Source organism: Streptomyces sp. NPDC044984 (genome assembly GCF_040646935.1).
In the GTDB taxonomy this organism is placed as follows: Bacteria; Actinomycetota; Actinomycetes; order Streptomycetales; family Streptomycetaceae; genus Streptomyces.
The window spans coordinates 440,414-453,323 of sequence record NZ_JBEZBE010000001.1 but is presented as its reverse complement, the minus strand read 5'-3'; the positions used below and the strand labels follow the sequence as shown (position 1 = coordinate 453,323).

General features: G+C 73.6%; 11 protein-coding genes. 1 reads left to right on the top strand and 10 read right to left on the bottom strand.

Annotation, left to right across the window (positions count from 1 at the left end):
- Positions 1–83: 83 nt before the first annotated feature.
- Entirely contained in the window at positions 84–1,682 is a 1,599-nt protein-coding gene (locus AB0A94_RS02230; RefSeq protein WP_361737418.1) for a methylmalonyl-CoA mutase family protein, read from the bottom strand.
- A 307-nt stretch (positions 1,683–1,989) separates the two neighbouring features.
- On the opposite strand from AB0A94_RS02230, the gene AB0A94_RS02225 reads away from it, so the two are divergent.
- A complete protein-coding gene (locus tag AB0A94_RS02225) occupies positions 1,990–2,844 on the top strand; it encodes a L,D-transpeptidase family protein (RefSeq protein WP_361737415.1) in 855 nt (284 codons plus the stop codon).
- A gap of 198 nt (positions 2,845–3,042) precedes the next feature.
- On the opposite strand, the gene AB0A94_RS02220 is transcribed toward AB0A94_RS02225, so the two are convergent.
- From AB0A94_RS02220 to AB0A94_RS02180, 9 genes are all read right to left on the bottom strand, one after another.
- Positions 3,043–4,137 carry a hypothetical protein gene (locus AB0A94_RS02220; protein WP_361737412.1) on the bottom strand — a complete coding sequence of 365 codons (1,095 nt, stop codon included), beginning with the start codon at positions 4,135–4,137 and terminating at the stop codon, positions 3,043–3,045.
- Positions 4,137–4,811, bottom strand: a complete 675-nt coding sequence (locus AB0A94_RS02215; protein ID WP_361737409.1) for an RNA polymerase sigma factor — start codon at positions 4,809–4,811, stop codon at positions 4,137–4,139. Before AB0A94_RS02215 ends, AB0A94_RS02220 begins: the two co-directional genes overlap by 1 nt.
- A gap of 373 nt (positions 4,812–5,184) precedes the next feature.
- Positions 5,185–7,047, bottom strand: coding sequence for a hypothetical protein (locus AB0A94_RS02210; protein WP_361737405.1), 1,863 nt, complete (start codon positions 7,045–7,047; stop codon positions 5,185–5,187).
- 3 nt (positions 7,048–7,050) lie between these two features.
- A complete protein-coding gene (locus AB0A94_RS02205) occupies positions 7,051–7,614 on the bottom strand; it encodes a phage tail protein (RefSeq protein ID WP_361737402.1) in 564 nt (187 codons plus the stop codon).
- On the bottom strand, positions 7,611–9,572 hold the full coding sequence (locus AB0A94_RS02200; protein ID WP_361737399.1) for a putative baseplate assembly protein: 1,962 nt from the start codon (positions 9,570–9,572) through the stop codon (positions 7,611–7,613). Before AB0A94_RS02200 ends, AB0A94_RS02205 begins: the two co-directional genes overlap by 4 nt.
- Positions 9,572–9,994, bottom strand: a complete 423-nt coding sequence (locus tag AB0A94_RS02195) for a GPW/gp25 family protein (RefSeq protein ID WP_217128017.1) — start codon at positions 9,992–9,994, stop codon at positions 9,572–9,574. Before AB0A94_RS02195 ends, AB0A94_RS02200 begins: the two co-directional genes overlap by 1 nt.
- Complete coding sequence (locus AB0A94_RS02190; protein WP_361737394.1) at positions 9,991–10,308, bottom strand: PAAR domain-containing protein; 318 nt, start codon at positions 10,306–10,308, stop codon at positions 9,991–9,993. The genes AB0A94_RS02195 and AB0A94_RS02190 overlap by 4 nt, the downstream gene beginning before the upstream one ends.
- A 43-nt stretch (positions 10,309–10,351) precedes the next feature.
- Positions 10,352–12,181, bottom strand: a complete 1,830-nt coding sequence (locus AB0A94_RS02185; protein WP_361737391.1) for a VgrG-related protein — start codon at positions 12,179–12,181, stop codon at positions 10,352–10,354.
- On the bottom strand, positions 12,178–12,900 hold the full coding sequence (locus AB0A94_RS02180) for a LysM peptidoglycan-binding domain-containing protein (protein ID WP_361737388.1): 723 nt from the start codon (positions 12,898–12,900) through the stop codon (positions 12,178–12,180). The genes AB0A94_RS02185 and AB0A94_RS02180 overlap by 4 nt, the downstream gene beginning before the upstream one ends.
- Positions 12,901–12,910: the final 10 nt, after the last annotated feature.

Sequence of the window (12,910 nt, the reverse complement as noted above, 5' to 3'; positions counted from 1 at the left end):
CCTTAGGGGCCCACTCTGCAATGAGCGTAACCGGCGACGAACGCATTCCACGCATGATCACTCATACGGGCCAATGCCCCAGGTCAGAAGGCATCGCTCGGCACATATGTTCCCCAAACCTCCCGCAGCGCGTTGCACACCTCGCCCACCGTCGCCCGTGCCTTCAGCGCCTCCTTCATCGGGTAGAGGACGTTGTCCTCGCCCTCCGCCGCCTTCTTCAGGGCCGCCAGCGCCGAGTCGACCGCCTGCTGGTCGCGCTCCGCGCGGAGTTTCGCCAGGCGTTCGGCCTGCTGGGCCTCGATGGCCGGGTCGACGCGGAGCGGCTCGTAGGGCTCCTCGGCGTCGAGCTGGAAGCGGTTGACGCCGACCACGACGCGCTCGCCGGAGTCGGTCTCCTGGGCGATGCGGTAGGCGGAGCGCTCGATCTCGTTCTTCTGGAAGCCGTGCTCGATGGCGTTGACCGCGCCGCCCAGGTCCTCGACCTTGGCCATCAGCTCCAGCGCCGCCGCCTCGACGTCGTCGGTCATCCTCTCGACGACGTAGGAGCCCGCGAACGGGTCGACCGTCGCGGTCACGTCCGTCTCGTGGGCGAGGACCTGCTGGGTGCGCAGGGCCAGCCGCGCGGACTTGTCGGTCGGCAGCGCGATCGCCTCGTCGAAGGAGTTGGTGTGCAGCGACTGGGTGCCGCCGAGGACCGCCGCCAGGCCCTGCACGGCCACGCGTACCAGGTTCACCTCGGGCTGCTGGGCCGTCAGCTGCACCCCGGCCGTCTGCGTGTGGAAACGCAGCATCAAGGACTTGGGATTCCTCGCGCCGAACTCCTCGCGCATCACCCGCGCCCAGACCCGGCGCGCCGCCCGGAACTTGGCGACCTCCTCCAGGATCGTCGTACGGGCCACGAAGAAGAACGACAGCCGCGGCGCGAAGTCGTCCACGTCCATCCCGGCCGCGACCGCGGTGCGCACGTACTCGATGCCGTCGGCGAGGGTGAAGGCGATCTCCTGCGCGGGCGAGGCACCCGCCTCGGCCATGTGGTAGCCGGAGATCGAGATCGTGTTCCACTTCGGGATCTCGGCCCGGCAGTACTTGAAGATGTCCGCGATCAGCCGCAGCGAGGGCTTGGGCGGGAAGATGTACGTGCCCCGCGCGATGTACTCCTTCAGCACGTCGTTCTGGATCGTGCCGGTCAGCCGGTCGGCGCTCACGCCCTGCTCCTCGGCCACCAGTTGGTACAGCAGCAGGAGCAGGGCGGCGGGGGCGTTGATCGTCATCGACGTGGAGACCTTGTCCAGCGGGATGCCGCCGAACAGCACCCGCATGTCGTCCACCGAGTCGATCGCCACGCCCACCTTGCCGACCTCGCCGTGCGCGATCGGCGCGTCGGAGTCGTGCCCCATCTGGGTGGGCAGGTCGAAGGCGACCGACAACCCCATCGTCCCGTTGGCGATCAGCTGTTTGTACCGGGCGTTGGACTCCGTCGCCGTACCGAAACCGGCGTACTGACGCATCGTCCAGGGCCGGCCCGTGTACATCGACGGGTACACGCCCCGGGTGAAGGGGTACGCCCCCGGCTCGCCCAGCTTCTCGGCCGGGTCCCAGCCCTCGAGGGCCTCCGGCCCGTAGACCGGTTCGATGGGCAGTCCACTCTCGGTGGATCGGGCGCTGCCCGACTCGCGCGCCATGGTGTGATGCCTCCCGCTGAGCGGCGTTGCTCGACTCGGTCGCCCGGTACCCGTCGGTTACTCGTCAGTACAGGCCGACCCCTCGACGGACTGTAGCGGTGCGCGTGCGGTCCGGTGGAGGGGCGCACGCTGGGACCTTCCTCACAGCCTCGGCGGGACCCCGCTCACAGCACCGCCTCGGCGGTCGTCTTCCGGTCACTCACCACCATGCCCCCTTGTTCGCCGGTGGTCACATCCGGGGAACATCTCAGGTGACGGCCGGGCGCTGCCGGTGGGGCGACGGGGAGCCGGTGTGCGGAGGAGGGGCATGGGGAGGAAAGGGATCGCGGGTCTCGCGGCGCTGGCCGCCCTCGCGGGAGGTGCGACCGGCTGTACGGTGCAGCCGGCCGGGGCGGACGGGAAGCCCGGGTCGCCGGTGCGCATCGAGGTGCCGAGCCGGACGCCCTCCGCGCCGGCGCCGGAGTCACCGGCCCCGAGGTCACGGGTTCCGGACGACGGCGGGAAGCCCTCCCGTCCCGTCGCCCCGGCACCGCGCGTGCTGTGGTCCCCCGGCGACTCCGGGCGCGACATACGCGAACTCCAGGCCCGGCTGCGGCAGGTCGCCTGGATCTTCCACGGGCCGACGGGGACGTACGACGACCTGACGGCGGAGGCGGTCCGGGGCTTCCAGGGCAAGCGCGGACTGCCGAGGACCGGGGTGACCGACTCCGTCACCTGGCAGCGGCTGCTCGGCATGACGCGTGAACCGGGCAGGTGGGAGCTGTACCTGATGGGCGGCCAGCCGGCCGACGCGCCCGACCCGCGCTGCCGGACCGGCCGCGTGCTGTGCATCAGCAAGTCGAGCCGCACCCTGCGCTGGATGATCGACGGGCGGACGGTGTCGACGATGCCGGTGCGCTTCGGTTCCGAGTACACACCGACCCGTGAGGGTGTCTTCCACATCTACTGGAAGTCCCGGCACCACGTGTCCACGCTCTACGACTCGCCCATGCCGTACGCCCTGTTCTTCAGCGGCGGCCAGGCCGTGCACTTCTCGGCCGACTTCGCCGCGCGGGGGTACGCCGGTGCCTCGCACGGCTGCGTCAACGTACGGGACGAGGAGGCCATCGCCCGGCTGTACGGGCAGGTGCGGAACGGCGACAAGGTCGTCGTGCACTGGTGAGACGGGGCGCGGGCGGGACCGGGGGAACGTGTCCCGCCCGCGCCGAATGCACGAGCCGTGGGTACGGGGGGAACCCCGGCTCCGTGCGACAGCCGATGACCAGTCGGCTCACTCATTACTGCGCCACGAGGGCCGAAAGTGTCACACCTGTCGGGGAAAAAATTTAGCGGTCAACGAAAAGGCAGGTCAGGGGCGGTTTCACGGGTTCCTCTCGCCGGGCGTGCCGTTGTTGCCACCCTTGCCGCCCTCGCCGCTCTCACCGCCCTTGCCGCTCTCACCGCTGTCGCCCTGCTCGGCGCTGTTGCCGCCGTTGCCCTGGCCTTGGCTCTGTTCCTGGCCTTGACCCTGATCCCGGCCTTGACCCTGATCCCGGCCTTGCTCCTGACCCCGGCCCTGTTCCTGGCCCTCCCCCTGACCCTGGCCCCTGCTCTCGCCGCCGGTCCCCCCGTCGCCGTCGCCCTGGTGAGCTCCCTCGTCGGTGCCGGACGCACCGGACGACGCACCGGACGTGTCCGACGGGGACAGCACGTCCTCGCAGTACGGGCCGACCCGGGAGGAGCCGCCCGCCGCGTCCTCGAGGAGGTGCTCGCGCTCGCCGTTCAGTGCCTTGCCGTCGCGCCACGCGCGGCAGGCCGCGGCGATCTGCTTCCCGCCGCGGCCGGAACGGGCCGCGCCGTCACCCGTGTCCGCACCGGGCTCCTCCGGTGTGCGGAACCCGTCGGCGTCCCCGGCAGCACTCTCGGAGCGCCGGCTCCCGGGCGTGGCTCCGCCCGGTGCGCCGTCCTCCGGCGGAGGGGACACCAACGGGTGTTCGGGGTGCGTGACGGAGGCCGCCGGGTCGGACCGGGAGCCGTCGGGCGGGGACAGGACTCCGGTTCCGGTCAGGACCGCGGCGCCCCCGGCCATGCCGGCGACCAGCGCGGCGGCCAGCCCGAGGTACAGGGGACGCTCCCGCCGGGGTCCGTTCGCGGTTCCGGAACGATCACCGTGCGGGGCGCCGATACGGATCGGCCCGATGTCGGAGGGCCGCGTTCCGGCCGACTGGCCCGCTCCGTGGGCCGCCTCCGCCCGCCCCTCCCGGTCCTCGCGCGACGTGCGGAAGGCAGCCAGGGCGGCCGCCTCCCCGGGGAGTTCCACACCGTCCTCAGGGGGCGGCGCGGAGAGCGCGCGCAGTGTTCCGGCGAGCCGTCGGGCCTGGTCACGGGCGACGGGATCGGCAGTTTCCGGAGGCTCTCCGCTCAGTAAACGCTCCGCGTTCCCGCGGTCCAGCCACCTGTGCTGCTCGTCGGCCATCACATGTCCTTCTGCGTCCGCGTTCGCGTCTGCGCGACACTCGCGGACGTCACCGTACGACGGCGTGGTTCTCTCTGGGGAGGGAGGGCGTCGAGCACCCCGGTGGATTCCGGTCCGGCTTCCGGATCGCCACCGATCAGCTCGGCCAGGCGCTTCAGACCCCGGTGCGCGGCCGTCCGTACGGCACCCGGCCGTTTGCCCAGGGTCTCGGCGGCGGACTTGGCGTCGAGGCCCACGACCACGCGCAGGACGACGGCCTCGGCCTGGTCCTGCGGCAGCCGGGATATGAGGGAGAACGCGCCGTCGGTGGCCAGCGCCTCGATGGCCTCGCCGGCGGTGTCGGACTCGGCGGCCCGCCCGGTCAGTTCGGTCTCGTCGCCGCCGATCGCGGGGCGGCGTCCGCGCATGCGTATGTGGTCCAGCGCGCGGTTGCGGGCGATACGGGCGGCCCAGCCGCGGAACCGGTCCGCGTCGCCGGTGAACCGCTCCAGGTCACGGGCTATCTGCAGCCACGCCTCGGACGTCACGTCCTCGGCGTCGGGCTCACCGACCAGCGTCCGTACGTATCCCAGCAGCCGCGGGTGCACGGCGCGGTACACAGTCCGGAACGCGGTCTCGTCCCCGTCCTGTGCCGCGCGCACCGCGGCGGTCAGCTCCGCGTCGTCCCCCAGCACGCGCGCGCCCTTCTGCGCCTCAACCGGCACCGCTCTCGCGGACCGGGTTCTCGCCGTCGTGGTTGTTCGATCAGTGGTTGCGGCCTCGAGGCCGCGGGCGGTTCGTGGTCATGTGTCCGTCGTGGCCTGGCGCGAAAGGCACGTTACGGCCTGAATCCTCTCCCCGTCCACATCCGTCCAAGATGCAACTAACCCGTGACACAGGAGGGTGTGACAGAAAACGCACTCGTGGCGCTGTAGGAAGTACGGGCCGCCGCGCGGCCCGTGCCGCGCGACGGCCGGGGCCTCTCCTGTGGGGGGTGGCGGCCCCGGCCGTTGCCTTGGCCTCTCTTCCCTCCGCCGAGAGGACGGGCCCGGCCGGGACGCCGCTTCGTCAACTCCGCTGGAAGAACTCCACCTCCGCCAGGGCCAGGTGACGTCCCGAGGTCAGGTCGACGGGTGAACGCAGTACCAGACGTATCGTCTTCACGTCGCTGATGCCGGTGGGGATCGTCTGCGGGCCCGGCTTGTCGCTGAGGGTGATCTCCTTGTCGTGCTTCGTGCCGTCCTCCGCCGTCACCTCCAGGTCCACCTGGAGCGCGCGTGCCTGGCGGGCGTACTCCTCGGGAGACGCGGACGCCCCGTTGGTGATGATCAGGTCGACCAGCCGGAACGGCTTGCGGAAGGTGTAGGTCACCGAGGCGCCCGGTCCGGGCGCGCCCCAGTAGTGGTTGTTCAGGCCGTCCGTGGTGTCCGTGGCCGGATGTCCGGGCACCGCGCCGCTCGCCTCGATGTCCGCCGGGGTCACGGGCGTGGCCTTGCCCAGTTTGTCCCGGGTGTCCTCGATCAGGGCCCGTCCGGCGGGCAGCAGCAGGAAACCGGCCGCGCACAGCGCCAGCACCACGGCCAGGATCACGAAGAACCGGAACGCCGAGCCCGAGCCGGCCCGCGTACGGCGCCGGAACGGCCACACCGTCCGCCACCACGGCAGCGGGGCGGGCTTCTCGGCGGGCCTCAACTCGGCCGCGCAGCGCCGGCAGAACCGGCGCTCGGGCGGGTTGGGCGTACCGCAGGCGGGACACGGCCGGCCCGCCACGTCGTCCTCCACCGCCGCCGCGGGACGGACGACGGGACGGGGGGCCACCGGCTTCGCCGGGAGGACGGGGCGTACGGGGTCGGGATCGGGATCGGAGTCGGCGGGTGACGCGGCCGGGGTGGTCGGGGGGCGGGGGGCGGTCGGGGAGGGCGGGGCGGCGGGGGGCCGGGGAGCGGTCGGGGAAACGGTGGGAGCGGCTGCCACGGGGGGTGACGAGGAGGCCGCGGGCGCCTCCGGCGAGGGGGTCGCGGCCTCCTCGCCGGGAACGGGAGCCGGGGAGCCGGTGCGGGAAGCGCCGGGCGCGGAGGGGGTCGGAGGGCTTGTGGTCACCGGGTGGGCGGGGGCGGTGCCGCGGCCCTCGGCGGTGCCGGGCCCCTGATCGGTACCGGGCCTGCCGTCGACGCCGGGCCTGCCGTCGACGCCGGACCTGCCGTCGACGCCGGACCTGTCGTCGGCGTCGGGCCTGTCGTCGGCGTCGGTGCGGGAGGCCGCGGTATCCGTGGCCGGGGTTTCCGGGACGGTCGCGGCCAAGAGGTCCGCAGGCGCGGCCGGGATGTCCGGGACGCTCGCCCCGTCGAGCACACCGCCCGTGAGCCGGGAACGCAGCGACGCTCCGAAGGCACGCGCGGCCGACAGGGGCCCGCCCTCCGAGAGGGCCGCCGCGGACGCCTCCGGCGAGGTGACGTCCGGGAGGGCCGGGGGCGCCGGGACGGCCGGAGGGTCCGTGGACGCGGGGAGCGCGGGAAGCGCCGGGACGGCCGCCGAGAGGTCGGTGGGGGCCGGGTCCGCCTCGGGCTCCGCGGCAGTCGGACGGGCGGCCGGACGGCCCGGACCCCCCGGGGCAGCCGGACGGCCCGGACCCGCCGGGGCGGCCGGCCGCCCCGGGACGGCCGAGGAGTCCGGGCCCGCCGGAGGCACCGAGCCGGCCGGGGGCTCCGCGGGCACCGAGCCGGCCGGGGGCTCCGCGGGCGCCGGGCCCGCCGGAGGGTCCGCGGGCTCCGTGGCCGCCGGAGGGTCCGACGCCGGTGCCGCCGGCACCGTCGGTGTCGTGGCGCGGCTCGTCGCGGGCGGTGTGTCCGACCAGCCCAAGTACGTGCCGCAGTTGCCGCAGAAGTCGTCCGCGGGGCCGTTGGACGCCCCGCACGCGGGACATGCGCGCATGCGTCAGTTCCCTTCCTCGGCGGGCGGGCCGGACAGGACCTCCACCCGGAACGCCGTGTGCACCGGGCACATGGCCCGGACGATCTCGTGGACCCTGTCCACGTCCACCGGTGTGCCGTCGGCCGGCCAGACCCGGACCAGCGCCTCGGCGGCCGGCTCCGGCGGCAGTCCGGAGCCGGCGGTGCGCGACCACACCGCACCGCCGTCGCCGCTCACGTCGGCGTGCACGCCGAGCGCGAGCCGCAGGGCCTCGACAAGGCCGCGCCGGGTGCCGCGCCACCGGTGCAGCTCCACCGCGCGGACGACGGCCTCGCGGCGCCGTTCCACCGGCCACTGCGGGTCGTCCCCGGCACCCACCCAGGACGCCAGCCAGACCAGGAAGTCGACCGGCGTCACCCGGGGGTCGAGGTAGGCGGGCAGGTTGTCGAGGGTCGAGAACACCGGGGCGAGGACGGTGTCGAGCCCGGCGGTGAACCGCTGCGCGAAGTCGTCGTCGGCGTACAGCGCGGGCAGTTGCCCGCCGATCGGGTACCTGCTCGGCAGACCGGGTATCGCGGCCCGGCTCATCCCCGCCCCTCCGCCCCGACCGCCGTCACGACCACCTGGTGCTGGTACGAGAAGACCAGCGCGCCCGCGGACAGGTCGATACGGTCCGTGGGGGCGCCGCGGCGGCCGGTGACGGGGTCGGCGGGGAACAGCCGGATCTCCTCGACCAGCGCGTTGCCGGTGGCGCGTTGCAGGACGCCGAAGATCTCGCCGTACTGGACGGGCCGCCCGAAGGGCCAGCCGGTGCCGTCCGGGCCGCCGACGAGCGGGTTGAGGTGGGCGAAGAGCGCGTCGAGCGCGGCGTCGCGGACCCGGTCGGTGTCGCCGGGGGCCGCCGAGAGCCGGGCCACCACGGTGACGCCCTGGTAGACCGGCGGCTCCACCACGAGCCGGGTGCCGATCAGCCGCCGTTCGTCGAGGCTCGCGGTGATCGCCGCGAGCACCTGGTCCGAGGGGATCAGCTGCTCGAAGCGCAGCCGGTCGTCGCCCTCGTCGGCCACCGCGTCCGGCACCACCAGGACCCGTACCGCGCCCGGCGCGTCCGCGGCCGGCAGGCAGCGCACCCGGCGCACCGAGGGCGCGGCCTGGCGGCTGATGATCTCGTAGTCCTCGGCGGTCACCGCGCGGTCCTGCATGCGCAGTGCCTCCGGCGCGCGCCGCCTGGCGTTCTCCACGGTCTCCCCGGCCACCCCGCCGCGCGCCGCCTCCCGGTTGACGACCCGGGCGATGTACGGCACGGAGCTGAGCAGCACGGAGATCGCGCCGCGGGCCACGTTGCCCGCGGGGCCGCCGCCGGTGCGGTAGCGGGCCACCCGGATCCGCGCGCCCTTGGGCGGCACCGCGCCGCACTGCCGCAGCGTGCCGTCGGGTTCGCGCAGCGCCGGGGGGAAGAGGAACTCGCCGGTGGTGGCGTCCACCCGGACGTGCCGGTCGGCGGGTCCGGAGCGGCCGAAGTGCTCCACCACCTCCCAGCGCTGCCACCCCTCGTCGGAGGAGACCTCCACCACGGGCGGCCCGGCGTCCAGGAGGACCGGCGGGCGGCCGAGCCGGAAGGTCTGTCCTGCGACCCCCTCCGAGGTGCCGAGCGGCACGTCGGTCACGGTCTCGGCGTGCTCGACGGACATGGTGCCGCCGACGGTGAACACCGCCGCCTCGCGCACCGTCGGGGACTCCGAGTAGAACGGCTGGCCCGGCTCCGCCTCGGTGACCCGGCAGCGCAGCCAGCCGGCCCGGGTGCCGCCGATCACCGACGCCGTGTGCCCGGCCGGTACGTACACGATGACCTCACCGGGCCGGTTCAGGCCGCCGGTGGTGTCGTCGCCGGTCTCGCACGGCTGCCAGCCGCCGCCGTCCCAGGCCTCCCACACCAGCGGGGGCTGGCGCGGGTCCACGCCGATGCCCTCGACGCGGCTGTCCAGGCGCACCGCGACGATGCAGCGCGGCACCGCCGTCGGCAGGCCGAACAGCAGCGCGTCGCCGGGCTCGGGCCTCGTCTGGAAGCAGGGGATGTCGAGGCCGTCGGCGAGCATGCCGGTCCGGTCGCTCTGCTCGCCCGTCCTCGGCGCGGTGACCAGGCGGGTCAACTCGCTGGGCAGGATGCGCAGTTCGTCGGTGGTGGTGAAGACCACGGGTTCGTCGGACTCGCCGCGCGCGGTGGTCACCTCGGTGCCCGGGGGCAGCGCGACCGTGTCGGGCTGCGGTGCCGAGAGCCAGAAGTCGACGTCGGCGCCGGCCGCGGTCGGCGGGAACAGGCGGATGCCCAGCAGGTCCAGGAACGCGGTGTAGTTCTTGTCCGGGACCCGGTTCAGCCGGTACAGCAGCTGGTCCACGAGGTAGGCGAACGTCTCGATCAGGGTGACGCCCGGGTCGGAGACGTTGTGGTCGGTCCACTCCGGGGCACGCTGCTGCACGTACCGCTTGGCCTCGTCGACGAGTTGCTGGAACCGCCGGTCGTCCAGGTTCGGGGAGGGCAGGGCCATCAGTCCGCGCCCGCTTCCTCGGCCCCCTCCTCGGAGGGGATCGTGTAGAAGGGAAAGACCAGGTTGCGCCGGTCGTTGGTGGATCGCAGGGTGTAGTGCACGTCGATGTAGAGGGTGCCGTCCTCGACCGCGTCGAAGGCGACCACCACGTCGTCCACCGCGATCCGCGGCTCCCACCGCTCCAGGGCCTCGCGCACCTGCTGCGCGATGCGTCCGGCGGTGGCGCCGTCGCCGGGGGCGAAGACGTAGTCGTGGATGCCGCAGCCGAACTCCGGGCGCATGGGGCGCTCGCCGGGCGCGGTGCCGAGCACCAGGCGGATCGCCTCCTCGATCTCCCGTTCCCGTTCGACCAGGGCGATCCCGCCGGTGGGCCCGACCCGCAGCGGGAACCCCCAGCCGCGGCCGACGAACCGCTCGCTCACACCTCACCGCCGATCACGACGTTCAGGGCGCCGGGCAGGACCGTCGCGCCGCACGTCGTCCGGTCGCCCGCCCGCGCGGCCGGGAGCCCGCCGATGAGGACCTGGTCCGAGGTGAGCCCGGCCGGGTCGGGCAGGATCACGTTGACCGGTAGGGCCGCGTGCGCGGGGATCGCGCAGACGTGCAGGCTGCCCACGACGGCGGCGGGGCGGCCGCCGATCAGGACGGTCGCCACCGCCCGCGCGGCGGCGGGCGGCGGGGCGGTGATCCGGCCGCCGTGTCTGGTGGGGTCACCGGTACGGGCTGCGGCTGGCATGCGGCTCTCCTCGGAGGGTGTCGGAAGACGACTGCGGGCGGGGTCAGTTGATGCGGATGAGCTTGGCCTTGAGGACGCCGAGCAGACCGCCGTCGACGGTGACGCCCGAGCCTCCGGTGACGTTCACGTTGCGGCCGCCGATCTTCACGTCGGCCTGGCCCTGGATGTCCACGTTGCGGCCGGACACGCTCACGTCCCCCCGCCCCGCGTCCAGGGTGATGCCCTTCCCGTCGAGCACGACGGAGCTGAGGGGCTGACGGGCCCCGCCCTTGCCGGAGTACACCGTCAGCTCGATCCGGTCCCGGCGGTCGTCGAGGAACACCTCCATGTGCTCGTCGGCGGTCATCAGCCGCACCCCCGAGCGGCCGGGCGCCCGCGCGTCCAACAGCTCCACCCGGTGCCCCGAACGCGACACGACGGAACGTCGGTTGACCTTCCCGGTGGTCTTGTCGATCAGCGGCACGTCGTGCGGCGAGGGCTTGTCCACGCCGTTGTAGAGCCCTCCGATGACGTACGGGCTGTCCAGCAGGCCCTGTTCGAAGCCGACCAGGACCTCGTCGTTGACCTCGGGGCTCACCACTCCCCCGCCGCCCATGCCGCCCCACTGCACGGTGCGCACCCAGTCGGTGACGTACGTGTCGTCCAGCCAGGGGAACGTGAGCTTCACGGCGCCGTTCTCGGCACCGCCGGGCTCGCGCACGTCGGTCACCACACCGATCGCCAGACCGGGGATGCGCGGGCCGCGGGAGGGCGCGTTGGCGCCGGTGACCAGGCCGGTCAGGGAGCGGTCCGGGCTGGCGCTCACCCACACCGTCGTACGGTATCCGCCGTGCGGTTCGAGGACGTGCTGCACCGCCGTCGCCGTGTACTTGCCGGAGAAGGCCTGGCCCACGTTGCCGAGCGCCACGGGCTTGCCCGCCCGCAGCTTCGGGTTGCCCTCGGCCAGCACCTCCAGCTCGCCGAACCCCGCGCTCACCTGGTCCGCCACCGCGTCCGCGACCGCCTTCGTCTCGGCCTGGGTGCGGTACGGGGTGTCGGTGACCGTCAGCTTCGCCCTGCCGAACCGGGCGGCGAACGCCGGGCTCAGTCCCGGCATCACCACGTCGCTGTCCACCGAGGGCCGGGCGGCCACCAGCGGCCGCTTCGTGGTGACGTCCCAGCCGCGCACCTCCACCTGCTGCGCCCCGTCCGCGGCCGACAGGGAGGCCCGCATCGCCAGCAGGTTCCGCCCGTACTCCAGCACCATCGGGTTCCGGGTGGCCGACGTGGACGGCGAGGGCGCGCCGGACGCCTTCTCCGGCTTGGTGAACTGGAGCAGGCCCTTGTCGTCGACGCGCACCTGCGCGCCGCTCTCGGCGGCCAGGAACTGGAGGAAGTCCCAGTCGGACACGTTCGCCTGCGACAGCTGCTGGTAGGTGACCGGCGCGGCCTGCACGGTGCCGCAGGCCAGGCCCGCCCCGGCGGCCACCTTGCGGACGATGGCCGCCGCCGTCATGTTCCGGTACGCCACCACCTTCCGGCCGCGCTGGAGGCGGTGCGCCTTGGAGTAGGCGCGCACCACCGTGAACGAGCCGGTGCGGTCCCGGTCCAGTTCCAGGGCCGTCACCTCGCCGCTGAACAGCCGCTCGCGCGCCTGCCCGGACACCGTCTCCACCGACACCTTCAGCGGGGTGCCGATGGTGATGCCGGTCTTCTGGAGGAACTCGTGGTCGGGGTCGCGGAAGGTGAGCACCGCCGCGTCCGGCAGGCCCACGTTCTCGTCCACCACACAGCTCACCAGCTGGGCGGCCCAGACCTGCGGGAGTTCGCCGGGCGTCTCCACGATCGGGTCCGCCGCGAAGGACCGGCCGCCTTGTTCCACGGCAGTGCTCACTGCTCCTCCTCACCGTCCGCGTCCCGCAGCCCCGGCACCACCAGTTCGGTGCCGGGCACGAGGGCCATCGGATCGTCGATCCCGTTCGCCTCGGCGATGACCCGCCAGGCCGTCGCGTCGCCGTACTCCCGCCAGGCCAGCAGGGCCAGGCTGTCGCCCGCCACGACGGTGTGCGTGCTGCGGGCGGTGCGGGAGCCCGAGGTCGGGTTCTGGCCCGCCGGGTCGACGCTCGCCTCCTCGATCGACAGCTGGCAGGTGGCCCGCAGCGGCTTCCCGTCCACGTCGAACAGCGTGTACGACACCGACAGGCTGGAGAGCACCCCGTCGAACGAGGTCGTGCGCGCGGTGCCCCACTCGAACCGCACCCACGGACTGGCCGGCTTCTTGCGGCCGATGCTCGCCGGGGTCGGCACGCACCCCTTCATCAGCTTCTCCACCGCCTGCTCCACGGAGTTGTCGTGCTTGGCGGTGGCGTCCAGGAACACTTCGAGGCTCAGCGTGCGCGGGCCGCTGCCGACGAACTCGGGCAGTGCCGACTGCCCCGCCATCCGGGACGGGGTGCGCCGCCACTCGGTGGTCTTCTGCAACTGCAGGGTGGAGGGGTTGAACTGGAGGTTCAGCCGCGCGATCGTCCCGCCCGGCTTCGCTCCGACGGAGGCCGGGGGCTCCTTCAGCGTCAGCTGGGCCCTGGCCCGACTGGAGCGGAACACTGTGGACATGCCGGGACTT